Origin of the sequence: Candidatus Pelagibacter sp. HIMB1517 (genome assembly GCF_052047895.1) — a bacterium.
GTDB lineage: Bacteria > Pseudomonadota > Alphaproteobacteria > Pelagibacterales > Pelagibacteraceae > HIMB114.
This window is the reverse complement of the sequence record NZ_JBNAIW010000001.1, coordinates 150803-177247: the sequence shown is the minus strand read 5'-3', so window position 1 is coordinate 177247 and position 26445 is coordinate 150803. Positions and strand designations below refer to the sequence as shown.

The window sequence follows — 26445 nt, the reverse complement described above, 5'->3', positions numbered from 1 at the left end:
ATCGCCCGCAATTCGGTAAATCGGCGGTGCCGTTTTGTACTAAAAGGCTGATTCTTTGTCAAACTATCAACTTCTTTTGATTGTATTCTAGAAGTGTTGTAAGTACTTGAAAAATGACTTTACCAAAGCCAAAAACTGTAAATGTAGATTTGTATATTGGTGGACTATCAAATATCCAAAATGTTTCAAATCCAGTTAAATTATCTGCGAATGAGTCTGCTCTTGGTCCTTCGCCCAAGGTTCTAGAGATATTTAAGAGTGGTTTTAATTTAAAAAAATATCCTGATGGCAAAAGTAGCAAATTAAAAGAAACAATTGCTAAAAAGTTCTCTATAAATGAAGATCAAATTCTAATTGGCTCAGGTTCTGATGAAATAATAAGTTTAATATGCCAATCATTTTTGAATAAAGATGATGAAGTGATTGTGTCCGAAGACTCATTTTTAATGTACAGAATTTACTCGCAATTAAATGGTGCAGTAGTCAGGTTTGCAAAAAATGAAAATAATAAATTTTCTGTTAGCGAAACTTTAAAGTTAGTAACAAATAAAACAAAAATAGTTTTCATTGCAAATCCTAACAATCCATCTGGAACGTATATTAATTCTGATGAGCTTATGAAATTAAGAAAAAATTTGCCAGAAAATATTTTACTGATGGTTGATGATGCATATGCAGAATTTGTGACCAAAAATGATTATAAAAGTGGTTTAGATATTTTTAAAAATTCCAAAAATACAGTTGTTTCTAGAACTTTTTCTAAAATTTTTGGGTTAGCCAATCTAAGATTAGGATGGGGTTATGGTTCCAAAGAAATTATAGAAGCTGCAAACTTATTTCGACCTCCTTTTAATATATCTGGTATAGCTGAAAAAGCTGGATGTGCTGCAATTTTAGATGATGAATGGATTAAAAAAAATGTCGAACATAATGAGAAATGGTCAAAAATTATTTTTGAAAAAATTTCCTCAAAAAACATTATAACAAATGATCCTGTAGCAAATTTTTTCTTATTAAATTTTGATAATGCTAAACTTAACTCAGAACAAGCTTTTGATATATTTATAAATAATAAAATCTTACTAAGAAAAATGAATACCTATGGTATAAAAAATTCATTAAGAGTTACTATTGGTACCGATGAGGAAAATAAAACTTTTTTAGATATTTTGGATAAAAATTTTTAATGAATAATATTACAATAATTGGAATTGGTTTAATTGGCTCATCTCTTGCTAGAGCAATCAGGCACAATTATTCAAAAGTTTTGATTAACTTTATTGATGTGTCAGAGGATAATCTTAAAAAAAGTAAAAGTTTATCTTTGGCAGATAGTTACAATACTAAAATTAACTCGGACGTTGAGAAATCAGAATTTATTTTTATTTGTACACCAATAAGTGCTTACAAAAATATTTTTGATGATCTTTCAAAACTTAATTTAGATCAAACAATTATAACAGATGTTGGATCATCTAAGGTTGAGGTCATAAAGCTAGCGAATGAATTTCTAAAGAATAAAGTTTTTGTACCAGGTCATCCGATTGCGGGAACTGAAAAAAGTGGTCCGGAAAATGGATTTAAAGATTTGTTTAAAAACAAATGGTTTATTTCAAATACTTGCGAACTATGTGACGAAACACACATAAAAAAAGTTAATGATATTTGGAAAAATTTAGGATCAAAAATAGAAACAATGAATTCTAAAGATCATGATTCTATTATGGCCATAACAAGTCATATACCTCATTTGATCGCATATAACATTGTAGGTACTGCAAGTGAGTTAGAAGATGACATTAAGTCTGAAGTTATAAAATTTAGTGCCAGTGGGTTCAGGGACTTTACTAGAATTGCCTCTTCAGACCCTACTATGTGGAGAGATATTATGTTGAGCAATAAAACAGAAATTATCTCATTGTTAGAAAAGTTTAATAGTGACTTATCTAAAATCTTAGATGCAATTAAAAATAATGATGGAAAGTTTTTATTTGAAAAGTTTAAAAAAACAAAAGAAATAAGAGAAAAAATTATTGAAGCAGGTTTAGATAAAAATTAATTATAAAAAGATTCTTCAAGTTTTTTCAAAAACTCTTCTCCTGTCAGATTTGGTTCAATAATATCTTTAAAGATAAAATTAATTTCTCCAGGATATTTTAAAAAACTTTTTTTTGGCCAAACCTTACCAGTATCTAGTTTAATTGGCAGACAGGCTATATTTAAGTTTTCATATATTCTTCTAGCGCCTTTTTTAAGTGGAACATTTTCATTGTAAGGTACTCGAGTTCCTTGAGGAAAAATTATTAATGTTTTTCCCTTAGCAATATTTTGCATGATTTGGTCTGAAAAATTTAAATTATTTTTAGTAGTTTTCCCACGTTCAATTGGAATACAATTTAGTTTTTTTAAGCACCAACCAAACACTGGGATACTCATTAATTCTTTTTTAAGAACAAAAAAATTGTTCGGTACTACGTAATTATATACAAAAGTTTCAAACATTGATTGATGTGCAGAAGCAATAAAAAATTTATGTTCAGTTTTTAGTTTTTCAGATCCTATAATATTTACTTTGGTATTTAGTAAAATCTTACACAAAAAAATAAAATACCAGCCTAATAATGAACTTAATTTCCTTAAAAAAGATGATGGTAAAATCAAAAGCGGTATTGCAATTAAACAACAAGTAATAATTCCTAGATATAAAAATATATTAAATATTAAAGATCTAAAAAAAATCACTTTAGATTATATTTTCAATTTTCTGTCTTTTTCTTACAGACTTTAATTTCTTTTTATCTATAATAATTTCTTCTATTAAAGGGCGCATATTATAATTAGAACTTAAAGTTCTTCCGTATGCACCGCAGTTTGTAATGCATACTAAGTCTCCTTCTTTAAGAATTGAATAGTTTTTATAAATTCCAAAAGTATCACTACTTTCACAAATAGGGCCTACAAATTCAATTTTTTTATTGAATTTTTTAGAATTTTTTTCAATTGGTAAAATCTCATGAAAAGCTTCATAGATAGCAGATCTTGCCATATCATTCATTCCTGTATCTATAATAATAAAATACTTTTCTCTTGTTTTTTTTACATAAATAACTTTTGAGATTATTATTCCAGCATTACCCGTTAAGAATCTTCCTATCTCAAAAATTATTTCAACTTTTTGTTTCTTATAAAACTTTGCAACCTCTTTTCCAAATTTTTTAAAATCAAAATTTTTATCACCTTTATAATAAGGAATTCCCATTCCTCCACCTAAATCTACATAATCAACTTCATGATTAGTTTTTCCTAATTTTAATAAAAGTTTAGATATTAATTTCAAAACTTTTTTATAAGCACCTATATCTTTAATTTGACTTCCAATATGAACACTTAATAAGTGAATTTTGATATTTTTGAGATTTTTTTTTGAATTCAAAATTTGAAAAAAATCACTGACGCTTACTCCAAATTTGTTAACCTTGGTTCCTGTTGCTATTTTTTTGTTTGTTTTAGCTTTTATGTCAGGATTAATTCTAATACCTATTTTAACGATTTTATTTAATTTTTTTGAAATTTTATTTATTGAGAGAATCTCACTTTCTGACTCTGCATTAATTGATAATATTCCCTTTTGAATAGCAAATTTTATTTCATCCTCAGTTTTGCCGACTCCAGAAAATACTATTTTTTTTGGACTAATTCCCGCTTTAAGTGCTAATTTTAATTCCCCAGCAGATACAACGTCTGCTCCAACATTATTTTTTTTTAATTCTCTTATTACTTGGATATTGGAATTAGCTTTAACAGCGTAGCAAATTAGTGGATTACTTTTCTTTAAAGATGATTGAACTAACTTAATGTTTTTTTTTATCTGGTCTGCTGAATAAATATAAAATGGAGTCTTATGTTTTTTTGCAATTTTTTTTAAATCGAAATTATTTATAAAAAGCTTTTTATTTTTGGTCTTTAAGTAATCCATTTAGATTTAGGATTGTTTTAAAATTAAATTAGTTTTCTCTTGGTAAACAGGCGGTCCCTTTTTTCCACACGAAGTAAACATAAATGATAAAATTAATACTAAGAGAGATATTTTTTTCATTTAAATTCCTTTTTTAATTTCTTTAACATTTTAACTACATTTTTTATTGAAGTTCCACCATAAGAGGTTTTGGAACTAACAGAATTTTCAATTTTTAAAGCTTTTATCACATCAGGCTTGATTAATTTGTCAATTTTCTTAATTTCAGAGAAGCTTAATTCACTTAAAGATAAATTTTTCTTTTCTGCGATATTAACTAATTTTGCAGATTTTTTATGCGCCTCTCTAAAACTTAAACCTTTTTTTACGAGATAGTCTGCAAAATCCGTAGCAGTTGTGTAGCCATAATTTGCAAATTTTTTCATAATTGCTTTGTTGGGAGATATACTTTCTACCAACTCTTTTGCTATTTTAAGATTTAAATTTAATATTTTAAAAGTTTCAAATACCGGCTTCTTATCTTCTTGCATATCTTTGAAGTATGACAAAGGTAATCCTTTCATTGTAACTAATAGAGAGTTTAAGTTTCCATATATTGCGCCAGATTTACCTCTTAATAGTTCAGCACCATCCGGGTTTTTTTTCTGAGGCATGATTGATGAACCTGTAAGCATTTTATCGTTAATGTTGATCATATTGATAATATCTGAGTTCCATAAAATAATTTCTTCAGCAAGTCTTGATAAGTGCATGGAGCAAAGACTTGATACAAATAAAAATTCTATCGCATAATCTCTATCAGACACTCCATCTATTGAATTATCAGTTGGTTTTAAAAATCCTAATTGTTTTGAAGTATAAAATCTGTCAATTGCGAACCCTGTTCCTGCTAGTGCAGCAGATCCTAAAGGATTCTCAGATGTATTTTTGATCACATTTGTAAATTTTTTATGATCTCTTTTGAACATTTCAATATACGCCAATAGATAATGGGAAAATAAAACTGGTTGAGCATTTTTTAAATGTGTAAAGCCAGGCATAATCACATTTTTATTTTTTTCAGCTAATTTTATTAATGCTTTAATTAATTTTTTAATTTCTATGTTTAAATTTTGTGAGGCATCAATGACCCATAATTTAAAGTCTGTAGTAACCTGGTCATTTCTTGATCTTGCTATATGTAAAAATCCTGCGTTTGGTCCAATAATTTCAAAAAGTCTTTTTTCAATGTTCAAATGGATATCCTCATTTGATTGTGAAAATTTAAACTTTTTTGATTGAATTTCTTTTCTAATTTTTTCAAGTCCATTTACAATTTTTTTAGAGATATCTGATTTGATAATTTTTTGTTTTGCTAGCATTTTACAATGAGCAATAGAACCATTGATATCTTGTTGATATAATTCTTTATCGATATCTATTGATGCATTTATTTTAGTTAAAAGTTCTGAAGGTTTAGATTTCATTCTTGTACCCCAAACTTTATTTGTTTTAGTTTTGCCCATATTAATTTAATATTAATTTATGTTTCGCAATTTTATATTATTTTTATTTATATTTTTTATTCTTAATACTAATAGTGGATATTCACAACCCAATATAAGCAAATCGTTTACCAACATAATACTTCAAAAAAATCCAAAATTACTACCGAACATCGAGGTTAAAAACAAAGATGGTAAAACAATCATTTTTAATGATTTTTCCTCAAAGTTAACTCTAATTAATTTCTGGGCGACATGGTGCGCTCCTTGCAAAAAAGAACTTCCAAAGCTAGATCGTTTGTATGATCAAACATCTCGAGATCAGTTAAAAATAATTTTAATTAATATAGAAAAAAAGAAATTTGAGGATATTCAAAGTTTTTTAGATAATCTTTCAATTAAAAATTTAACAAGTTATTTTGATAATGATTTAAAGTTAACTAGAGAGTTTGGATTAAGAGGTATACCAATAACATTAATTGTAAATTCAGACAAAAAAGAAGTTGCAAGAGTTATAGGCGATATTGACTTTACAGATCCAAAATTTATTGAATGGGTTAAGTCTTATTAGTTATTTGCCCGTTACATATGCTAAAGACATTAAAATCACTATGGCACAAAATTGAAGCATTATTCTCATTTGCATTAATTTGTTACTCTTTCTCTTGCTATCTAAATCACCGCCTTTAAAAAACGTTTTTAACCCTCTGATAAGAATTACAGCTACTGATATCATAGCTAAAATAGCAATAAATTTTAATGTATTTTCTGACATTGGTTTGTCTCTAGCATAAAAAAGTATTAAAGATAACAAAAAATGTCTCTTAAATATTTAGAATTAAAAAATACATCAGAGAATTGCAGTAAATTAATTTTCATTTTACATGGGTATGGAGCAGATTCTAATGATTTGTTTTCAATTGCCACATATTGGCAAAGATTTTTGCCAGATGCTTTTTTTTGCGTTCCAAACGCTCCAAATCCATGTCAAGTTAACCCGGCTGGATTTGAGTGGTTTGATTTGATGCAAACAGATAACGATAAAATTACTCAAGAAAGTTTAGTTTCTTTAGAAAAACTTCAAGAAACAATTGATCAAAAATTAGATGATCTTAAAATAGAGCATAACAAATTAATTCTAGTTGGTTTTTCCCAAGGAACCATGATGAGCGTCCAGTATGCAATAAGACAGAAGAAAAAAATTGCTGGTGTGCTGGGATATTCAGGCAAGATTTATAATTACGAATTATTAGAAAAAGAACTAATTTCTAAACCTAGAATGAGATTTTTGCATGGCAATATTGATGAAATAGTTCCAATAGATGAAATGTATAAATCAGTTGAATTTTTGAAAAAAAAAGATTTCGAAGTTGATTGTAAAGCTTATGAGAGCTTAGGACATTCTATATCACCCGACGGTTTGAGTGATGGACTAGACTTTATAAAAAACTTAACTTCATAAAAGTTTAACTTGCGATTAGTTATAAATATATGTAATTTTTAAATATGATTGCATCATCAAGTGAATATTTGCCGCTTGAAAAATGTCCGGCGCTTGTTTTAAATGCTGATTATAGACCTTTAAGTTATTATCCCTTATCATTATGGAGTTGGCAGGATGCAGTTAGAGATGTTTTTTTGGATAGAGTAAACATCGTATCAACATACGATAGAGAGATAAGAAGCCCATCTTTTTCTATGAAGTTACCCAGCGTAATTTCATTGAAACATTTTGTAAAACCATCAGAGTTTCCCAATTTTACAAGATTTAATGTTTTTTTAAGAGATAAATTTACTTGCTTGTATTGTGGTGATAAAAAAAATTTAACTTTTGATCATGTTGTTCCAAAATCTTTAGGAGGTTTGACAACTTGGGAAAATGTAGCAACAGCATGCTCTCCATGCAATGTAAGAAAAGGTGGTAAAATGCCTAAAGCATGTGGAATGATTCCATCAGTACAACCTTATAAACCAACAGAAGAGCAACTCCATCGAAATGGAAGACACTTTCCTCCGAATTTTTTACATGAAAGTTGGTTGGATTATCTTTATTGGGATGTTAAGCTTGAACCTTAATTAAATTCTCTTTGCTACTTCAATAGCAACTTTAGATCCTGTTTTTATCGCAAAGTCTAAGATACCATACGCTCCTTTTTTAGTCGCACCTTCTTCATAAGCAATATCGCGATGTTCTAGTTCTTCTTGTCTGAATTTTTTTATTTTTTTTAATAATTCTTTCTCTTTGGTTTCTTCAGATTCCAAATGTTCAATTTGAGATAGATAATGTTTATCTATTACTTCTTCCACCGAAGCTGTACAAAGCATTGTAGCTTTTTTTCCCATTAGTCCCGTAACAAAACCTAAGCTTACGCCAAGCAAATCCCATAATGGTATTAATAATGTAGGTCTAACTTTTCTTTCAGCAAGTTGTTGTTCAAAATACTTTAAATGCTCTTTTTCATGTTCTTTCATTTCAGCAATTTTACTTTCCATTTCTGGATCTGATTTTAAAAGTTGTAATGCCAAAAGTTGTCCATCATAAATATTGACTGCCCCGCGTTCTCCAGCGTGATCTACTCTTATAATTTCTTCAATTTTTTTGTCTTTGTTCATTTCTAAAAATATAAATACATATTATCAAAAAAGATAAATTTGTTAACAAGTTTAGTGTTGAAAGCGATAATCCAAATAATCTAAAAGTTACCTTAGAGCAGCCAGACATACCCTCTTTTTCTAATTGCTTCAAAAGATCGCTGGTATTATTTGTATTTTTCTTAATAGAGCAAACTTCTGTTTCAGAAAAAATTTTTTGTTCAATACCGACGTGATAAAATGAGATCAGTATGTTTATAGAAATTGATAAAATTAAAACATAAAGAAGTTTTAAAAACTTAATTTTGTCAAAAATTAAAAAAATTAAAATAATTAAATTTAAAAAATAAGGAATTCTTTGATATTTGCAGAGATTGCAAGCATAAACATCCATGCCATATTCTATGTAATAAACTGCTGAAAGTATTAAAATGTTTATAACAAATAAAATTTTATACGTTTTACTAATACTAAACATTAATTAATAAAAGATTCATAATTATTATAAATTAGATAGGCAATATAAAATCCGATCAATAAAAGCCCTGTAATTATAATCATTATTTTTCCTGAAAACTTTTGAATATATGGAAGTATCTTATGTCCAAAAAAACTAAGCAATCCTGCTAAAATAAAAAATCTTGAACCACGCGTTAAAGTAGCCACTAAAATAAATATAAAAAAATTAAAATGAATTAACCCGCTTGAAATTGTTAAAAGTTTAAAAGGAACAGGCGTAAATCCTGCAATTGCTAACAAAATAATCCAGGCCCAGAACCCTTTACCGACTTGAACTTGATCCTTGAAACTTTTGAAACCTTCAAACCCGTAAAATTCAAAAATATGGATACCTATTTCTTGGTAAAAAAAATAGCCAATTGCATATCCAATAATACCGCCAACAACAGATGATATCGTGGCAATAGTTGCAATTTGCAACCATCTTTTTTTTTGAGCCAAAGTCATTGGTATAATCATGACATCTGGAGGTATTGGAAAAAAAATAGACTCAATTATGCATACAAAAGATAAAAAGAATCTTGCACTTTTATGGGCTGCAAGAGCTACAGTTTTATTAAACAAGTCTTTAAACATAAATTATAAGAATTATAATAATGTATATATGAAATTTAAAAAAGCAGTACAAAAACCTTTTTTAATCGTAAAACAAAAAATAGGGCGAATGGCGGAATTGGTAGACGCAGCGGACTCAAAATCCGCCGGGAAACCTTAAGGGTTCGACTCCCTTTTCGCCCACCATATGGAATTTAAAAAATTAAATAATCTATTTGAGTTATACCAAATACAAAGTGAAAGATTTTTCAATTTAGATTTTTTACATTCAATTGATAGAAATAAAAAAGTAGATGCATTAAAATGGTCTGATGTATCCAAAAAGATAGGAATATTTTCAACTTTCTTAAATATCCAGGGAGTCAAGAAAGGAGATAGGGTAATGTTGGTCTCAGAGGGTCGACCAGAATGGATGATTAGCGATCTATCCATATTAGCAAATGATGCGATTACGGTTCCCAATTACACTACTTATACTCAAAAAGATTTCGAATTTGTTTTAAAAGATGCTGATCCAATAGGATTAATTGTATCAAGCGAAAAATTATTAAAAACTATTTTAGATGCATGTAGCCAGATTAATTTTCAATTTAAATTTATTATAAGTTTTGACAAAATAGAAAAGGTTCAGAATTTTCATGAACTTAAAAACGATTTAAATAAAAATATTAGTTGTAAATCTTTAAGAAACGATCCAGCTTGTATTATTTATACTTCTGGAACACAAGGTAACCCCAAGGGTGTTGTTTTAAGTCATGGAGGAATAATTTCAAATTGTGAAGACTCAAAAAATTTAGTTGATGAGTTACAGGTTAAAAATCCTAGATTTATAACATGGTTACCATTATCACACTCTTATGAGCATACAGTTCAATTCGTACAAATTGCACTCGGCGCTAAAATATTTTACTCGCCTGTTATTGAAAAATTATTAGATAATATAAAAATTGCAAAACCACATGTAATGACCGCGGTTCCTAGATTTTATAATAATCTTTATAACAAAATGATGAGTGGAGTTAAAAAATCATCTTCTTTTAAAAGGGGATTGTTTTTAAAAACTGTAGAATTGGGATCAAAGAATTTTGAAAATAGGAAGCTTTCTATAATAGAAAAATTTATAAATTATTTATTAAATATCTTGGTGAGGAAAAAGGTAATTAAAAATTTTGGTGGAAATTTAAAAGCATTTGTCTCAGGTGGAGGCCCTCTAGATCAAAATGTTGGATTATTCTTAAATTCTTTAGGTCTAAAAACACTGCAGGGGTATGGCCTAACGGAAACCTCTCCTGTGGTATCATGTAATCCAGTCAATAAAATTAAGATAGAAACAGTTGGAGCTATTTTTTCTAATAATGAGGTGAAAATTGCAGAGGACGGTGAAATACTTGTTAAGGGTGAAAACATAATGTTAGGATATTGGAAAAACGAAGATGCCACAAACCAAGTACTAAAAAATGGCTGGCTTCATACAGGTGATATTGGTGAAATTGACGACGAAGGTTATTTAAAAATTACTGATAGAAAAAAAGATATTATTGTTACACTTGGTGGAGATAATATTTCTCCATCTAAGATTGAAAATTTACTTTGTCTACATGATGAAATTGAACAAGCGTATGTTCATGGTGATAATGAAAAATATTTATCATGTTTGTTAGTTTTAAATAAAAATTTTAATCAAGATCAAGAAATTATAAAAAAACTTATTGAGCAAACAAATAAATCATTAACAGTTATTGAAAAAATAAAAAAATTTAAAATAGTTAAAGAGGAATTTACAATTGAAAATGAATTACTAACACCAACAATGAAAATAAGAAGGCACAAAATAAAAACTAAATACAAAAATATTTTAGAAAACTTTTATAAAATTTAACTAAAAACACTGAAAACATTAACTTTTTTTACAAAATAATTTTTTTTTATTTAAACTTTGAATTGAAATAAATTTTTAAAAAATTTTTAAAAATTATAAACATTTGACTTTAATTGCGAATTAGTTTTTAAATTAACTTAATAACGAATCACATATTAAATTATGTGATGCTCCAAACTTTAAAGGGAGGAACGGAGATGGCTAAAAGAAGAAAAAAAGCTAAAAAGGCTACTAAGAAAAAAGCCAAAAAAGCTAAAAAAGCTAAAAAGAAAACTAAAAAGAAAAAAGCTACTAAAAGAAGAAAGAAAAGATAGTTTTTTACTTTTAAGTAATCTTTTTATAAAAAAACGCTCTTCTCATTCGGAAGGGCGTTTTTTTTATGCAGGTGTATTAGAAGTTTCTTCTACTTTTTTACCAAGAGCTTTATTAAGTCTAGCTTTACCTTCTTCTTCAGAAATTTTTAGTACAATAGATACTTCACCAAGCAATCTATCGTAAGCTTTTTCAAATAATTGACGTTCACTGTAAGACTGGTCAACTGGCATGTCAGTATTCTTATTTAAATCTCTTACTACTTCAGCAATTTGATAAATGTCACCTGAATTAATTTTTTGTTCATATTCTGCTGCTCGTCTACTCCACATTGTCCTTTTAATTTTTGCTTTACCTTTCAAAATTGAAATAGCTTTATTTATCTGGTTTAAACTAGACAGGGGCCTTAGGTGCTGTTGTTGATTAGTTGGAATCGTGAGATTTAATTTATCTTTTGTGATTTCAATTTTATAAACGCTGGCTTCGATACCTGCTATTGTAAGTTTGTCTACAGATATAATTTGACCAATTCCGTGCTTTGGGTAAATCACATAATCTTTAACTTTATATGTCCTTTTTTCAGTTTCTTGTTTTTTTATTTTTTTTATTTCTATAATTTCATTTTGTTGAGAAGATTTAAATTGAGTATTCTGAATAGGTGCCTTTTCAACAACTTTTTTACTTAAATCTTTTTTAGATATTTTTGATTGTTTCGTCTTAGCTGTTTTTTTTAAAACTTTTTTTACAACTTTTTTACTAGTTTTTTTTACTACTTTTTTTGTAACTTTTTTCTTAACAACTTTTTTTGATTTTGCTTTTGTCTTTTTTGGCATAGATGCAGTGGCTTATATTATTAATACATTCTTTTCAATCTTAATTAGTAAAGAGGTAATATTATTTTTTTTCGAAATACTTATTAAATTTATCTTTTTCGTCTTTATATTTTTCCCAATCATCCAATGGCTCTTTCTTTTTCGAAATATTTGGCCATTTTAGAGAATATTCTTTATTAACTAATAACATTTCTTCAACGTTAGCATTCGTATCTGGCTCAATTGCATCAATAGGACACTCTGGTTCGCAAACTCCACAATCAATACATTCGTCAGGATTAATCACAAGCATATTTTCACCCTCGTAGAAACAATCTACTGGGCATACTTCAACACAGTCAGTAAGTTTACATTTAATGCATTTTTCATTTACTATATAAGTCATTTTTTAATTTTTAATTTAATTTCTCCCAAATCTTTGTTTTCAATATAAATTAGACCAGCAACTTTTCTCACCAATCTATCTTCAAACTCACATAATTGACTGTCCGAGTATATTACTTTCAGCATCATTTCAATAATTTCTAACCTCTGTTCATATTGTAATTTTTTAATTTCTTTAGTCATATTTAGTATTTCAATAGAATCTTTTTCTTTTTTTTCAGAGTAATTATAAAGTTTATCTATGTAATTTTTATCTTTTAATCCAAGTTCAAATAAACTTTCTTTAATTATTCTAATTTCTTTATCATCCAGTTGATTATCAGTTCTTGCAGCGTGTATTAGAAGCATACATGTCGCAATTTCTATGTCTTTAAAATTTTGTTTTTGATCTTTTTCTTTATTCCAAAACATTAATTAAATTTTTAGTTTTTCTAAAACTGAAAATGCATTTGATACTTGCTTTTTTTTAGTTTGTTTGGTTTTTTTAGGTAAATATTTAAACTCAGCTTCATTCTCAGAGTTGATAAGTTGGTACCCTAAAATTTTAATGAATTGAATAAAATCATCTTTTGTACACCCAAGTAAATTTATAATTTTTGCATCAAGTTTAAATTTAAAATTTTTGGATCTTGATAAAATTTCAAGAAATAATCTTTCAAGAATATCTACTCTGATAATAAATTTACCAAAAGTTTCGAAGCCACAAATTCTTAAAAATTTATCATCCTTATTTTTAAAATTTTTTAAAAAATTTAATCCAAAATTTGGATAATTTATATCTCTCTTATAATTAAAACATTTCCATAAAATAGTTTTAAACTTAACTGCATTAGGCCTAATCATCCTTGGTTGGTAGATATGATATTTTCCTATTTTTATTCCTTTCTTTCTTAATTCAAACCTTTCCTGTTTTGAGACATTTTTAATAATTTCATTTGCCTCTTTTCTCTCTAGTACTCCATTATTTTCAAATAATTGGTAACTCAGACCTCGCGCAAATGAATTTTTTAAGCTTGCCTTTTCAATAGAAAGCAAGTCATTTAAATGAATATTTTTTTCATCTTCAAGCCATTTTTCTAAATTAGTTTTTAATTGAGCATAATCATGGTCTTGAAGAGTATCATCAGTGATTAATTTTATTGAAGGATTAAGGTAATTTTTTCCAGGTTTTAATTCAGCAACTTTTTTATTTTCCCAATAAATTTTACAATCCTCCTTTAATTCTAATTTATTTAAATTTTTAGAAATAGTATTAATTCTATTTTTTAACTCTTCTTGAGCTCCAGATCTTGCAGCCTTTTTTAGTGATTTAATATCTGTGTCTAAATTTGATTTAGAATAGTCCAATTCAATTTTAAGACCATTTATTTTCCCGATATAATGATCATTAATAAATATCTTATCTTGCTCAACAATTTTAGTATCAAGCTCAATATCTTGTTTTAACCCTTTAGATAAAACACTTATTCTTTTATCAACAAAACTTTTTGTTAGTTCTTCGTGAAGTTTTTCAGATAATTTATCTTCAATATCTTTAGTTTTAGCAATCCAATAATCAGCGTTTTCTACCCAATTACTTTTATTTGAAACATAGGACCATGTTCTTACATAAGAAATTCTATTTGCTAAGCTATCAATGTTTCCTTCAAAATTATTTAAATTATTTAATTGTTGTTTCATCCAATCGTTAGTTATCTTTCCTTTATCTGAAGATAAGAAGGAGAAGACCTTATAAATTATATCAGTATGTTCATTATATGAACTTTTGGTAAAATCTGGTATTTGGCAACATTCCCATAATAATTTTACTTGGTGATTACTATTTGAAAAATTTAAATTTGATTTCTCTGAAACTAAATACCTAAAAGTACTTTCATCTATTAAATCTTTATTTCTAACAAGATTTTCGTATTTTGGTTTTAAGTTTAAGCTATTAATTAATGCAGAACTTGATGAAAAATCTAATTCAGAGTTTCTCCAAAATATATTTAATACATCATCAAATTTATGATTTTCCAATTTTTCAATTTGTTCATCAGTCAATTTTTCGCATTCACCCGTAGTTCCAAACGAACCATCATTCATATATCTTCCCGCTCGTCCACTGATTTGACCGATTTCACTATCTCTTAAATTTCTAATTTGTTTTCCATCATATTTTTTTAAACCACTGAAATATACATTTTCAATATCCATATTTATGCCCATGCCAATAGCATCTGTAGCAATTAAAAAATCAACATCGCCAGACTGATAGATATCTACTTGAGAATTTCTTGTTTTTGGACTTAGAGAGCCCATAACTACTGCCGCACCACCTTTTTGACGCCTTACAAATTCTGCTAAAGCATAAACATCATCAACAGAAAAAGCGATGATGGCACTTCTTGGTTTAATTCTAGATATCTTTTTGTAACCTGAATAAGTTAATTTAGAGAGCCTTTCACGGTAAATAAATTCTGTTTCAGGCACTAAGGTAGTAATTAATTTTTTAATTGTATCAGATCCTAAAAACATAGTTAATTTATCACCTCTAAAATTTAAAAGGCGATCAGTAAAAATATGTCCACGCTCTGGGTCTGCACACATTTGTATTTCATCAATTGCAACAAATTCGAAATTAATATCAAGGGGCATTGATTCAACTGTACAAAGATAATAATCGGATTTCGGAGGTATAATTTTTTCTTCGCCTGTTACTAATGCTACACGTTCTGGGCCAATTCTATTTACAATTTTGTCATAAACTTCTCTAGCAAGTAACCTTAATGGAAATCCGATTACTCCATTACCGTGCTCGAGCATTCTTTCGATAGCAAGAAAAGTTTTGCCTGTATTGGTAGGACCCAGTATAGCTAAAATTTGAGAATTGGTTATTTGTGTCATAAAATTTTTGAACCACTATATTTTGATAAAGTACAAGAACAAATTATGGATAAAAGGCGACCGAATCAACCATAAAAATGTTCTTATTTAAACAATGGTCTTTTTATAGAACTGAGTTTTAGAGATTTTTTTTCAAGTTCAGAAATAACATTGCGAATCTTCATTTTTATCACTTTCTTTCTTGGTCCAAATGCATGAATACATTCTTTTTTATTAATTGAAATTGCCACATGCCCTTTCCAAAATAAAAGATCCCCCTTTTTAATTTGTTTTAAATTAATTTTTTTTTTAAAAAATTTTTCTTGATCTTTGCTATCTCTAGGACATTTTAAAAAATTATTTTTCATTAGTTCTTGAACTAATCCAGAGCAATCGATACCATCAATAGTATTACCACCCCACACGTACTTAACATTTATAAAAATTTTAATTTTTTCTAAAAAATTTATTTTTTTAATTTTCTCGATTAATTTTATGTCAGTGTTTTTTATCCATAAATCACCAATCATTGAAAATTCTGAACCTATTTTTGAAATATAAATTTTGGAATTTAAATATAAATATTTTTTAGTTTTAGATTGTACGTTATTACGTTTAAATAGATATGCTTTACCACTGTTTACGATATAATTTTGCTTTAATTGAATATTATCGAGATGCCTTTTTCTTATATAACCATAATATTTATCATTTTGTGTATAACCATAATATAAATCTTTAATTTGTTTTAATTTAACAAATTTTTCACCAAAAATTACTTCTTTCAGCTTTTCTGATTTCGTATTAGCTTTTTTAAAAAGTGAGGATTTATTTTTTGTTATAAAATAAATATTATTCATTAAATTTTATTTTGTATTTTTTTTATAGCTTCTAATGTTATCTCTTTAATAAAATTTATATTGGCTTTTAATATTTCAGTAATAATTTCTAAACTTTCATAGAAATTTATAAGAGATGGGTTTGAAGAAATTACTAAATCTTTATAATGAAACGCCAATTTGTAAATTATAAAAATTAAGAAAAAAAATATTAAAGTTAAAATTAATAAATATGATCTTTTTTCTTTTTTTTCTTTCGCTTTTTTTTTGTTTGATAGTTTAGATTTATTTTTAGAGGGATTCATTTCTTTCAGTAAATCTTTTTGATTATCTTCTTTAATGTTTAGAGTGTTGTCTGGCTTTATTTTAAATTCTTGATACCACTCTTCATTGCAAATTGAACATTGCAAGGTTCTTCCAGGTGGTATGATTTCTTCATGTGGGATTTTAAACTTGTATTTCTTACATTTGCATTCAATAATCATATATTACTTGTATTATAAAATTTAAAACCTAATGATATCGATATCGAATATAGATTCTATAATATTAATTCAAGTAGTTTTAATTTTTTTAGCTGGCGGGATGGTCAAAGGTCTAATAGGTGTTGGACTTCCAACAGTGACGCTTACGTTGTTAAGTTTTGTATTTGATATTAAAGATTCAATATCAATCATATTAATTCCAGTAATTTTAACAAATTTTTATCAAATGTTAGATGGTAACTATTTAAGAGAAATTATTAGTGATGTTAAATTTTTTCTGATTGGGTCATTTTTATTTATTTTTCCAGGTTTTTATTTTTTAACTATATTAAAGTCAGATACTATTTTAATAATTTTAGCATTATTACTGATTATTAATTCACTCTTTTCATTGATGAAGTATGAAATTAAAATAAAGAATTATAAATCCAAAAAAATTCAATTAATAATTGGCTCAATGACAGGACTTACTACAGGGGTAACTAGTATTTATACGATGCCTTTTATTTTCCTTATTCAATCACTCAACTACTCAAAAAATAAAGTTATTCAGTTAATGGGCTTAAGTTTTTTTATATTTGCCTCCATGCAATTAGTATTATTTAGCTCATATCAAATGATTAATTTTAATAAACTACTTGTCTCTTTATTGGCATGTTTTCCAATATTGATCGGAGTTTACTTCGGTGCAGTATTAAGAAAAAGAATTAGTGAAAGTTTTTTTAAAACTTTATTTAATATGATGTTGGTTATTATGGGCGGTTTATTAATAATTAAAATTATTTTTTAGTATTTTGTTTTTTCTTAAAATTTTCTATTTCTTCTTTTGAGAGCTTTCCGTCTTTATTGGTATCGATCTTTTTTGCCAATGCTGCTCTTCTTTTAGCTCGTTCTTTTCTAGCATTGATTATTCTTTGTTTATAAGTCTCATTTTCTTTTGCATCAATTTTTCCGTCTTTATTGGTATCAACAAGATCAAATCTTTTTTCTAATGCTTTAACATTTCTATCAATAAACTCTTTTTTTGTGATTGTTTTGAATTCAGCTTTAGCGTTTGTAATTATTAATAGCGTAATAATTATTAAATTTCTTAAAATATTCATGACCCCAAGTATCATCGCTTAATAAAGCTGTAAAATTATAATTTTCTTTTATTGAGAAAAATGATTAAAAAAACTACAGGAAAACCTAAAACGGCTGTAAATATAAAAAAACTTGGGTAATTTATCACATCAACTATTCCACCAGCATATCCAGCAATAAGTTTTGGGATAAAAAGCATTAAAGAAGTGAAAAGAGCATATTGTGTAGCTGTAAATTTAATTGAAGTTAAAGATGATAAGTAAACAACAAAGGCTGCTCCAGCAAATCCACTTGCTAAATTATCTGCAATAATAATTGTTGCTAAATAAAATAAGTTTTTTTCTATGATGGCAAGAAAAGCAAATAAAACATTAGTCAATGCAGCTGTGATTGCTCCAATTAGTAAGCTTTTATAAGTTCCAAATTTCATCGCAAACGTTCCACCAAATATTCCACCTAGGATTGTTGCAATTAATCCAAAAAATTTAGAGAATGTTGCTATATCTTTAATTTCATAACCTTTTTCTAAGTAAAAAATATTTGCCATAACTCCCATCACGACGTCTGCTATTCTGTATAGCCCAATTAAAAGAAGTATCATTAATGCAATTTTTTTATATCGTCTAAAAAAATCAATAATAGGATTAATAAATATTTCACGTGATTGTTTTTTTGGTAAAAAATTAATTTTTTCTAAAATTAAAAGAGAAATCAGAGCTACCCCAAAGCTAAATACTATTTTAAAAATATTATAAAAAAAATTATAAAAATGATTTAATACTTTAACTTCTGGAATATTAAGAAAAAATACGAAAAAAATTAATATTGATAAAATAGTAGAAAAAGTAAATTTTAATTGATTTTTATAGTTTATTTTTTTTACTTTATTATTGGTTGGTTCTTTACATAAGGCTGTTGAAATGAAACCTATGATCATAAAAAAACCTATAATTTGATAAACATTTTTCCATACTTCGGTTTGATAATTTTCATCGCTCATAATTGACGCTAACCAAAGACTTCCTGCACCTGAAACAATCATTGCAATCCTATATCCCGCTAAATACATAGATGCTAGGGGTCCTTGTTTTTTTTCAGGAGCTGACTCAATTCTGAATGCATCTATTACAATGTCTTGAGTAGCGCTAAAGAAGGCAATTAGCACAATAGCAAATGCCATAAATTTTAAATTATTTTGTGGGTCAGAGTATGATGTTAATATAATTGAAAAAAAAATTAAAATTTGTGTAATAAGTAACCAACTTTTTCTGTGACCAATTTTGTGAAGCAAAGGGATTTGAAATTTATCTACTATTGGGCTCCATAAAAATTTAAAGGAGTAAGCAAAGCCAGCCCAGCTAAATAGTGTAACAGTACTTCGTTCTACACCTGCCTTTACTAGCCATACTGACAGAGTAGAAAATACAAGCATGATAGGTAAGCCGGCTGAAAATCCCAAACCACCCATAATCATCACTTCTTTTTTTGTAAATATAGATAGATCTTTAATCATCAAATTTTATAAATTAAGATCTTAAAGGAGTTTAAATTATTTTAAAGGAGCAGGAGAATCACTCTTGCTATTCATATAAGCAATCACATTTGCTCTATCACTGTCTTTTTTTAAGCCAGCAAAACCCATTTTTGTACCTTTTATATATTTCATAGGTTTATGTAAAAATCCGTTTAATTCTTCAAATGTCCAATTTTTTCCATATCCACTTAAAGCTGCAGAGTATTTAAATCCTTCTGCTGCTCCCACTTTTTTATTTACTATACCCCAAAGACCAGGACCAATTTTATTGGCTCCACCTTTATCAATGCTATGACAAGCGGCACATTTTTTAAATACCTTTGCTCCCGCATCAATTGATGCTGATGCCAGAAGAGGTGTAATCGGGGCAAGTGATGCTTCAACTTTTTTTTCAGCTACTTGGCTAGTTGTTGTTTGCTCTACACCTTCAATTTTATATGCTGATTTTTCAGGTTTATCGACATGATAAATGACATTTCCAATTTCTTTAATACCAATGAAAACTAATGCAGTGGTTAAAATTGCTGCTGCGATTTTATTAAATTCAAAACTATCCATTACTTAATTGGAGAATTCATATATTATTTTTTGAGAGATTTAGAGTATAAATATCGTAACAGTTGTCGCACTTAATGAATAAAACAGCAATAATAATTCCAAGCCACCTTGCAGCAAAAAGACTTCCAAATAAACCTTTATTGAAAATTCACGGCAAAGCAATGATCACACATGTATGGGAAAGGTCTAAAGCCTCAAATGTAACAGATGTATTCGTGGCAACTGCAGACACAGAGATTCTCAATGAAATAAAAAATAATGGGGGTAACGCTATATTAACCGGCAAACAACATACAACTGGAAGTGATAGAATTCACGAAGCTATAGACAAATTACAACTTGATCATGATATAATTATTAACGTTCAAGGCGATATGCCTATGATAAATCCTGAAACAATTAATTTAATAAATAATTTTATGATCGCTAACCCAAATGTAAATGTCTCTACCGTAGCTAGTGAAATATCTAAAAATGAAACTGAAGATAAAAATGTTGTTAAAGCAGTCACTGAGCATGACTTAAAAAAAAATAAATTTCAAAAGGCACTAAATTTCATAAGAGAAATATCTAATGAAAAATTTTATTATCATCATATTGGATTATATGCCTACAGAAAAAATGTTTTAAATAAATTTGTAGATATGCAAAGAACTGAAAATGAAATTAATAGAAGCCTTGAGCAGATGAGATTTTTAGATCATAATATTGATGTTTTTGTTGGATATACGGATGATAATCCGTTAAGTGTAGACACCAAAGAAGATTTAGAAAAAATTAGAAAATTTATATGAAACAAAAAATTGCTATCCAAGGTGAACTTGGTTCTTACTCTCATTTAGCCGCAACAGAAATATTTGATGATATTGAAGTTGTTCCATGTAAAACGTTTGACCAAGCATTAGATTTAGTAAAAAATAATAAAGATATAAAAGCTGTTATACCAATTGAAAATTCAATTGCTGGAAGAGTTGCAGATGTACATTATTTATTGCCAAAATATAAACTAAGTGTGATTGGTGAGTCTTTTCATAAAGTTAACCATTGTTTACTTGCTCTTAAGGGTAATGATTTAAAAAATATAAAGTATGTTAAAAGCCATTCGCATGCAATTGGACAATGCCATCAAAAAATTAATAAATATAATTTAAGTCCAATTATTGAAGCAGATACAGCAGGTGCTGCAAAAAAATTGAGTGAGGAAAAATCTTTAGATGTTGCTGTTATAGCATCTGAATTGGCAGCTCAAATTTACAATCTAAATATAATTGAAAAAAATTTTGAGGATATTTCAGGAAATACTACGAGGTTTTTAACAATGTCTTCAGACAAAATAAATTTGATAGATTATGAAAAAAATAAAAAATTTATTACGACTTGTATTTTTAAATTAAAAAGCTTACCCGCAGCGTTATATAATTCTCTAGGTGGTTTTGCTGTGAACAATGTTAACCTTACAAAACTTGAAAGCTTTACGGTAAATAATTCTTTTGATCAGGCATTATTTTATTTAGATATTGAAGGGCATGCTAAAGAACCCAAAGTAGAAACTGCGCTTCAAACTTTAAAAAAAAATACTGAAAGTCTAGATATTTTGGGAGTTTATTTGGCCTCTGATTATAGAAATAATCATTAGTCCACAGATTCAATCCTGTAGATTTTAATCTAAGTTGTTATATTGCTATGGGGGATTGGTAACAGGTGGATGTTACGCTAATCCGGTCAGGTTCGAAAGAAAGCAGCCGTACCGTAAATTTTTCAGGTTGTTATTCAGTTCCCCGTTTTTAATTATGGATAATAACAGAAAACCACTTGCGTTAAGGTATAGACCTCAAAAGTTTCAAGAACTCATTGGTCAAGATTCAATGGTTATATCTATTCAAAATGCAATTAAATTAAAAAGAATCCCAAATGCATATTTACTTACTGGTATTAGAGGAACTGGAAAAACTACAACTGCAAGAATTATAGCAAAAGCTATTAATTGCAAAGTTGATTTTGCCTCAGATCAAAAATGCAGTGAAGGAGATTTCTGTCATTGTGAGTCTATTACAAACTCTAACCATATCGATATTTTAGAAATGGATGCTGCATCCAAAACTGGTATTGATGATATAAGAGAAATTTTAGAAGCCTCAAAATATCACCCTTCTACTGCTGAGTATAAAGTTTTTATAATTGACGAAGTTCACATGCTTTCAAAACAAGCATTCAATGCCTTACTAAAAACTCTTGAAGAGCCACCATTACACCTAAAATTTATTCTTGCAACTACTGAAGTAAAAAAAATTCCGGTTACAATTTTGTCAAGATGTCAAAGATTTGATCTGAGAAGAATTAAAGTTGAAGAAATGAAATCATTTCTTAAAAAAATCTGTGAAAAAGAAGAAGCAGATGTTGATGAAAATTCTTTAACCTTAATATCTAAATCCTCTGAAGGATCAGTTAGAGACGCATTATCTATATTGGATCAAGCAATTATTACTCATAATTTAATGGGCGAGAAGGTTACTGAAGACAAAGTTAGAACCATGTTAGGTCTTGCTGATGATACAAAAATTGTAGATTTAATGTCTTACATTGTTGAGGGCAATATCGAAAAATCAATTAATGCAGTTGAGGAAATTTTTGATATTGGAGCTGATCCCAAATTAGTACTGCATAGCTTACTAGATGTTTGTTATCTTATGACAAGAACAAAAACTCTTGGAAAAATTTCAAAAGATTTATCCGTTTCGGAGTCTGATGCCGAAAGATTGAACGCCATGGTTAAAGATTTGGACATGACCTATCTTACTATGTTATGGCATTTCTTAATTAAAGGTTTAGAAGATCTAAACTTATATCCAAATCTTTCAATTGCTTTTCAAATGCTTTTAACAAGATTGTGTCATTTAAAAAATATGCCTGATCCGCAATCAGTTTATGAGAGTAAAGAGGAATCTAAAATAAATACTGAGCATAATAAAACTTCAAATCAAAAAATTAATCTTCAATCAACTACACAAATTAAAAATGTTTCTCAAGAAATTGAAAGTCCAAAGCAAAATTTAAATCAGAATAATTTGACTTCAAAAATTAATAGTTTTGAAGAACTTATTTCATTAGTAGAAAAAAATAAAGAAATTGAACTTAAATTTGATCTTGAAAGAAATGTAAGACTTGTAAAATTTTCTGAAGGAAAAATTGATATTGAATTCAATGAAAAATTATCAAAAAATTTTATAAAAAACCTGACTTCACGATTATTAGAGTGGACTGGAAATAGATGGATTATTACATTATCGAAAAGTAAAGGAGATCAAACAATTTACGAAAAAAAAAATGAAGTAAAAAAAATGCTATTTGAAGATGCCAAAAAAACTGAAATTTATAAAAAAGTTATGGAACTTTTTCCTAATGCAGAATTAACAAATGTAAAAGAGGCAGGAAAGAAAGAAGAGGATATATAAATGGATTTTAGCAAAATGCTTAAGCAGGCGCAGGAAATGCAACAAAAAATGATGGAAGCAAAAGATGGACTAAAAAATGTAATTGCAGAGGGTGTATCTGGTGGTGGAGCGATTAAAGTACAAATTAATGGTCATTTTGAGGTAATAAAAATTGATATTAGTGATGAAATTTTAAAAGAAGAAAAGGGTGTTTTAGAAGATTTAATAGTTGCCGCGACTAATAATGCAAAAAAAGAAGTTGAAGGTAAGACGCAAGAAGAAATGTCCAAACTTACTGGTGGATTTAAAATGCCACCAGGATTTAAGTTTCCGATGTAACGATGAAATTCACTGAACCTGTATTAGATAACTTAATTAGCCTAATATCACGCCTTCCCGGTTTAGGGCCAAAATCTGCAAGAAGAATTGCATTACATCTTTTTAAGAACAAAGAAAATTTAATGAAGCCTTTAGCGGATACGCTGGGTGTTGCCCATGAAAAGATTTTAAGATGTAAAATTTGTGGCGCTATTAAATCTGTAGATGCAAATTGTACGATTAGTAAATGTGAATATATCGATAATTCTTATGATCAGCTTTGTATTGTTGAAAATATAGCGGACATGTGGGCAATGGAGGCAACGAATATTTACAAGGGTCATTATCATATTCTTGGCGGAACTTTATCGGCCTTAAATGGTTCAGATCCCGAGTCTTTATTGATTGGCTCTCTTATAGACAGGATAAAAAAAAATAATGTTAAAGAAGTAATTATTGCAACTTCAGCAACAATCGAGGGTCAGACTACTGCACATTATATTAATGATAGTTTGAAAAATCTAAACATTAAAATTACTAAATTAGCACATGGCTTACCAGTTGGAAGTGAGATTGAATATTTAGATGATGGAACATTATTTTCAGCTTTTAAATATAGAAATTCTATAGGAGAAAAATAAATGTCAGTGTTAGAAATTCTAAAAGAGCCAGATCCAATTCTTAGAAAAAAGTCTGACGAAGTTTCAAAAGTTGATAATGATATTAGAGCGTTGATGGATAATATGCTAGAGACGATGTATCAAGCACCAGGTATTGGGCTTGCAGCACCTCAAGTTGGAATTTTAAAGAAAGTAATTGTTATAGATCTTGCGAAAGAGGATGAGCCAAAAAAACCATTATTTATTGTAAATCCAAAAATTATTTGGAAGTCTGATGAATTAAGCTCTAGGGAAGAAGGATGCTTATCTATCCCTGGATATTTTGCGGAAGTAGTTAGGCCTACAAAATGCAAACTTCAGTATCTTGATTATGATGGCAAGCAACAAGAGATTGAAGCTGAAGATCTCCTATCTACTTGTATTCAGCATGAAGTGGATCATTGCGATGGTGTACTTTTTATCGATTATTTATCAAAGTTAAAAAAAGATATGATTATAAAAAAATTAATTAAAGCAAAAAAAGAACAACAAGTTTAATAATCAAAATATTATGAAAATAGCATTTATGGGAACACCAAGTTTTGCTGTTCCTGCACTTAAAAAAATTAATGAAGTCTTTAAAGTTGATACTGTATTTACTCAACCTCCAAGAAAATCTAAAAGGGGAATGAAGGAGTTATCGAGCCCAGTTCATGAAATATCAAACCAATTAAATTTAGACGTCAGAACGCCAAATCGATTAAATGATGATTTAGAATTTTTTAAATCAAAAAAATTTAGTTTAGTAGTTGTAGCTGCCTATGGACAAATTATACCAGATGATTTTTTAAAAGAATGTTTGTTTATTAATATTCATGCATCGCTTTTACCAAGCTGGAGGGGTGCAGCTCCTATACAGCGATCATTAATGAATAAAGATAAATCTACAGGGATTTCTATAATGAAAATTCAAAAAGAGCTTGATAGTGGACCAGTTTTACTAAAACAAAGCCTTCCAATAAATATTTACTCTAAGCATGGGGATGTTGAGCATAAACTCTCCGAAATCGGATCAGATTTAATTGTAAAAGCTATTGAGCTTATAAATGAGGGTAAATATGAATTTAAAGAACAAAATCATAATTTAAAAACATACGCTAAAAAAATTACAAAGGAAGATGAAAAAATTATTTGGAATATGGAAGCCGAAACTGTTGTTGCTCGCATACATGCGCTAGCTCCAAGCCCTGGGTCATATTTTGATTATAATAATGAAAAATTAAAAATATTCGAATGTAAGTTATCAGATAAAATAGCGGAAAAACCAGGTCATATTCATATTGTAGATGAAAGTCTTTTTGTTGCTTGCAAAGATAAATATATTGAAATTTTAGAAATCCAAAAACCCGGTAAAAATAAACAAAAAATTAAAGAATTTCTTAAAGGTTATAAATTTAGTTGATGCCTCGTTATAAAGCTGTTGTTGAATATAATGGTACAGATTTTGAGGGTTGGCAGTCACAACCCAATGGAAATACAGTTCAGCAAATAATAGAGAAATCTTTTTTAGAAATACAATTAAATAAAACAAAAATTTTTGGCTCAGGAAGAACAGATGCGGGCGTTCATGCCGTAGGACAAGTTTTTCATTTTGATTACGAGGATAAACTTGATTGTAAAAAAATATTACTTGGACTTAATCATTTTTTAAAAAAAAAAAATATAAGCATATTATCTTTAGATTTTACAAATAATAATTTCGAGTCCCGTAGAGATGCAAAATTAAGAACGTACACATATAAAATCTTAAACCGTATAGCTTCGCCGGCAATTCTAGAAAATCAGGTTTGGCATGTAACAAAAAATTTAGATTTTAAATTAATGCAGGAGGCTTCTCAAACATTTCTTGGATCACATGATTTTACAACCTTTAGAGCTTCTTCTTGTGAAGCTACATCTCCGATAAGAGAAATAACTTATTCAGAATTACAGAAAAATAATGATCAAATCATTTATACAGTTAAATCAAGATCATTTCTGCAGCATCAAGTAAGGTCTATGGTTGGTGCCATTAAATTTGTTGGAGAAAAAAAATGGTCATTGAAAGATCTTGATGAAGCTTTAAAATCAAAAAATAGAAATAATTGCGCAACACCTGCACCTGCATGTGGTTTGTATTTAGAGAACGTTGAATATTAA

31 protein-coding genes, 1 tRNA gene and 1 other RNA gene are annotated in these 26445 nt (G+C 28.1%); 17 read left to right on the top strand and 16 right to left on the bottom strand.

All coding sequences use genetic code 11. The annotated features are described in order from the left end of the window. Positions 1–113 precede the first annotated feature (113 nt). Both hisC and ACTTAT_RS01065 read left to right on the top strand, forming a co-directional pair. Positions 114–1187 (top strand): histidinol-phosphate transaminase, encoded by a 1074-nt coding sequence (gene hisC, locus ACTTAT_RS01070; protein ID WP_440679198.1) that lies wholly within the window; start codon positions 114–116, stop codon positions 1185–1187. Next, positions 1187–2059 carry a prephenate dehydrogenase/arogenate dehydrogenase family protein gene (locus ACTTAT_RS01065; RefSeq protein WP_440679197.1) on the top strand — a complete coding sequence of 291 codons (873 nt, stop codon included), beginning with the start codon at positions 1187–1189 and terminating at the stop codon, positions 2057–2059. The genes hisC and ACTTAT_RS01065 overlap by 1 nt, the downstream gene beginning before the upstream one ends. Here ACTTAT_RS01065 and ACTTAT_RS01060 read toward each other — a convergent pair. The 3 genes from ACTTAT_RS01060 to argH form a co-directional block, all read right to left on the bottom strand. Beyond that, a complete protein-coding gene (locus tag ACTTAT_RS01060) occupies positions 2056–2742 on the bottom strand; it encodes a lysophospholipid acyltransferase family protein (RefSeq protein ID WP_440679196.1) in 687 nt (228 codons plus the stop codon). The genes ACTTAT_RS01065 and ACTTAT_RS01060 overlap by 4 nt on opposite strands. Position 2743: 1 nt before the next feature. Then, a complete protein-coding gene (gene lysA / locus ACTTAT_RS01055; protein WP_440679195.1) occupies positions 2744–3976 on the bottom strand; it encodes a diaminopimelate decarboxylase in 1233 nt (410 codons plus the stop codon). A 116-nt stretch (positions 3977–4092) separates the two neighbouring features. After that, on the bottom strand, positions 4093–5481 hold the full coding sequence (gene argH / locus ACTTAT_RS01050) for an argininosuccinate lyase (RefSeq protein ID WP_440679194.1): 1389 nt from the start codon (positions 5479–5481) through the stop codon (positions 4093–4095). A gap of 19 nt (positions 5482–5500) precedes the next feature. Here argH and ACTTAT_RS01045 point away from each other — a divergent pair, with 19 nt between their 5' ends. Next, entirely contained in the window at positions 5501–6031 is a 531-nt protein-coding gene (locus ACTTAT_RS01045; RefSeq protein ID WP_440679193.1) for a TlpA family protein disulfide reductase, read from the top strand. Here ACTTAT_RS01045 and ACTTAT_RS01040 read toward each other — a convergent pair whose 3' ends face one another. Further along, positions 6032–6235 (bottom strand): twin transmembrane helix small protein, encoded by a 204-nt coding sequence (locus ACTTAT_RS01040; protein ID WP_440679192.1) that lies wholly within the window; start codon positions 6233–6235, stop codon positions 6032–6034. It lies immediately after the preceding gene. Between the two features lie 42 nt (positions 6236–6277). Between ACTTAT_RS01040 and ACTTAT_RS01035 the strand changes: the two genes are divergently transcribed. Continuing rightward, on the top strand, positions 6278–6922 hold the full coding sequence (locus ACTTAT_RS01035) for an alpha/beta hydrolase (protein ID WP_440679191.1): 645 nt from the start codon (positions 6278–6280) through the stop codon (positions 6920–6922). 44 nt (positions 6923–6966) lie between these two features. Further along, the gene (locus tag ACTTAT_RS01030; protein ID WP_009373288.1) at positions 6967–7536 is read left to right on the top strand and encodes an HNH endonuclease; all 570 of its coding nucleotides are present in this window, start codon (positions 6967–6969) and stop codon (positions 7534–7536) included. On the opposite strand, the gene ACTTAT_RS01025 is transcribed toward ACTTAT_RS01030, so the two are convergent. From ACTTAT_RS01025 to ACTTAT_RS01015, 3 genes are read right to left on the bottom strand one after another with little or no spacing between them, the layout of a single operon-like run. After that, complete coding sequence (locus ACTTAT_RS01025) at positions 7537–8073, bottom strand: demethoxyubiquinone hydroxylase family protein (protein ID WP_009373289.1); 537 nt, start codon at positions 8071–8073, stop codon at positions 7537–7539. Continuing rightward, positions 8051–8530, bottom strand: coding sequence for a disulfide bond formation protein B (locus tag ACTTAT_RS01020; RefSeq protein WP_440679190.1), 480 nt, complete (start codon positions 8528–8530; stop codon positions 8051–8053). Before ACTTAT_RS01020 ends, ACTTAT_RS01025 begins: the two co-directional genes overlap by 23 nt. Next, positions 8530–9147 carry a YqaA family protein gene (locus tag ACTTAT_RS01015; RefSeq protein WP_009373291.1) on the bottom strand — a complete coding sequence of 206 codons (618 nt, stop codon included), beginning with the start codon at positions 9145–9147 and terminating at the stop codon, positions 8530–8532. Before ACTTAT_RS01015 ends, ACTTAT_RS01020 begins: the two co-directional genes overlap by 1 nt. An 82-nt stretch (positions 9148–9229) precedes the next feature. Here ACTTAT_RS01015 and ACTTAT_RS01010 point away from each other — a divergent pair. Together ACTTAT_RS01010 and ACTTAT_RS01005 are read left to right on the top strand one after the other, a co-directional pair. Next, positions 9230–9312: transfer RNA gene (locus tag ACTTAT_RS01010), tRNA-Leu, on the top strand. Between the two features lies 1 nt (position 9313). Beyond that, on the top strand, positions 9314–11005 hold the full coding sequence (locus tag ACTTAT_RS01005) for an AMP-dependent synthetase/ligase (RefSeq protein WP_440679189.1): 1692 nt from the start codon (positions 9314–9316) through the stop codon (positions 11003–11005). A gap of 377 nt (positions 11006–11382) precedes the next feature. On the opposite strand, the gene ACTTAT_RS01000 is transcribed toward ACTTAT_RS01005, so the two are convergent. The 6 genes from ACTTAT_RS01000 to ACTTAT_RS00975 all read right to left on the bottom strand — a co-directional run bounded on the left by ACTTAT_RS01000 (position 11383) and on the right by ACTTAT_RS00975 (position 16723). Continuing rightward, the gene (locus ACTTAT_RS01000) at positions 11383–12150 is read right to left on the bottom strand and encodes a CarD family transcriptional regulator (protein ID WP_440679188.1); all 768 of its coding nucleotides are present in this window, start codon (positions 12148–12150) and stop codon (positions 11383–11385) included. Positions 12151–12211: 61 nt separating this feature from the next. Further along, on the bottom strand, positions 12212–12535 hold the full coding sequence (gene fdxA / locus ACTTAT_RS00995; protein ID WP_440679187.1) for a ferredoxin FdxA: 324 nt from the start codon (positions 12533–12535) through the stop codon (positions 12212–12214). Then, a complete protein-coding gene (locus ACTTAT_RS00990) occupies positions 12532–12945 on the bottom strand; it encodes a TerB family tellurite resistance protein (RefSeq protein ID WP_440679186.1) in 414 nt (137 codons plus the stop codon). Before ACTTAT_RS00990 ends, fdxA begins: the two co-directional genes overlap by 4 nt. A gap of 3 nt (positions 12946–12948) precedes the next feature. Then, positions 12949–15420 (bottom strand): helicase-related protein, encoded by a 2472-nt coding sequence (locus tag ACTTAT_RS00985; protein ID WP_440679185.1) that lies wholly within the window; start codon positions 15418–15420, stop codon positions 12949–12951. Positions 15421–15503: 83 nt separating this feature from the next. After that, the gene (locus ACTTAT_RS00980; protein ID WP_440679184.1) at positions 15504–16259 is read right to left on the bottom strand and encodes a C40 family peptidase; all 756 of its coding nucleotides are present in this window, start codon (positions 16257–16259) and stop codon (positions 15504–15506) included. After that, positions 16259–16723, bottom strand: a complete 465-nt coding sequence (locus tag ACTTAT_RS00975; RefSeq protein ID WP_440679183.1) for a hypothetical protein — start codon at positions 16721–16723, stop codon at positions 16259–16261. The genes ACTTAT_RS00980 and ACTTAT_RS00975 overlap by 1 nt, the downstream gene beginning before the upstream one ends. Positions 16724–16754: 31 nt before the next feature. On the opposite strand from ACTTAT_RS00975, the gene ACTTAT_RS00970 reads away from it, so the two are divergent. Beyond that, positions 16755–17513, top strand: a complete 759-nt coding sequence (locus ACTTAT_RS00970; protein ID WP_440679182.1) for a sulfite exporter TauE/SafE family protein — start codon at positions 16755–16757, stop codon at positions 17511–17513. Here the strand turns inward: ACTTAT_RS00970 and ACTTAT_RS00965 are convergent. Genes ACTTAT_RS00965 through ACTTAT_RS00955 form a run of 3 tightly spaced genes read right to left on the bottom strand, consistent with a single transcriptional unit; the run spans position 17503 to position 19898 of the window. Then, the gene (locus ACTTAT_RS00965; RefSeq protein ID WP_440679180.1) at positions 17503–17826 is read right to left on the bottom strand and encodes an EF-hand domain-containing protein; all 324 of its coding nucleotides are present in this window, start codon (positions 17824–17826) and stop codon (positions 17503–17505) included. The two genes, ACTTAT_RS00970 and ACTTAT_RS00965, sit on opposite strands and share 11 nt — an antisense overlap. 35 nt (positions 17827–17861) lie before the next feature. After that, complete coding sequence (locus ACTTAT_RS00960) at positions 17862–19319, bottom strand: AmpG family muropeptide MFS transporter (RefSeq protein ID WP_440679179.1); 1458 nt, start codon at positions 19317–19319, stop codon at positions 17862–17864. Positions 19320–19355: 36 nt separating this feature from the next. Beyond that, positions 19356–19898 (bottom strand): c-type cytochrome, encoded by a 543-nt coding sequence (locus ACTTAT_RS00955; protein ID WP_440679178.1) that lies wholly within the window; start codon positions 19896–19898, stop codon positions 19356–19358. Positions 19899–19972: 74 nt separating this feature from the next. On the opposite strand from ACTTAT_RS00955, the gene ACTTAT_RS00950 reads away from it, so the two are divergent. The 9 genes from ACTTAT_RS00950 (at position 19973) to truA (ending at position 26445) form a co-directional block, all read left to right on the top strand. Next, positions 19973–20692 (top strand): 3-deoxy-manno-octulosonate cytidylyltransferase, encoded by a 720-nt coding sequence (locus tag ACTTAT_RS00950; protein WP_440679177.1) that lies wholly within the window; start codon positions 19973–19975, stop codon positions 20690–20692. Next, positions 20689–21534 (top strand): prephenate dehydratase domain-containing protein, encoded by an 846-nt coding sequence (locus tag ACTTAT_RS00945; protein ID WP_440679176.1) that lies wholly within the window; start codon positions 20689–20691, stop codon positions 21532–21534. The genes ACTTAT_RS00950 and ACTTAT_RS00945 overlap by 4 nt, the downstream gene beginning before the upstream one ends. A gap of 49 nt (positions 21535–21583) precedes the next feature. Further along, positions 21584–21681, top strand: an RNA gene (gene ffs / locus ACTTAT_RS00940) — signal recognition particle sRNA small type. A 7-nt stretch (positions 21682–21688) separates the two neighbouring features. Beyond that, entirely contained in the window at positions 21689–23350 is a 1662-nt protein-coding gene (locus tag ACTTAT_RS00935) for a DNA polymerase III subunit gamma/tau (RefSeq protein ID WP_440679175.1), read from the top strand. Beyond that, a complete protein-coding gene (locus tag ACTTAT_RS00930; RefSeq protein WP_440679174.1) occupies positions 23351–23668 on the top strand; it encodes a YbaB/EbfC family nucleoid-associated protein in 318 nt (105 codons plus the stop codon). A 2-nt stretch (positions 23669–23670) separates the two neighbouring features. Then, positions 23671–24288 (top strand): recombination mediator RecR, encoded by a 618-nt coding sequence (gene recR / locus ACTTAT_RS00925; protein WP_440679173.1) that lies wholly within the window; start codon positions 23671–23673, stop codon positions 24286–24288. Continuing rightward, positions 24289–24804, top strand: coding sequence for a peptide deformylase (gene def, locus ACTTAT_RS00920; protein WP_440679172.1), 516 nt, complete (start codon positions 24289–24291; stop codon positions 24802–24804). 13 nt (positions 24805–24817) lie between these two features. Next, positions 24818–25708, top strand: coding sequence for a methionyl-tRNA formyltransferase (gene fmt, locus ACTTAT_RS00915; protein ID WP_440679171.1), 891 nt, complete (start codon positions 24818–24820; stop codon positions 25706–25708). Next, positions 25708–26445 carry a tRNA pseudouridine(38-40) synthase TruA gene (truA, locus tag ACTTAT_RS00910; RefSeq protein ID WP_440679170.1) on the top strand — a complete coding sequence of 246 codons (738 nt, stop codon included), beginning with the start codon at positions 25708–25710 and terminating at the stop codon, positions 26443–26445. Before fmt ends, truA begins: the two co-directional genes overlap by 1 nt.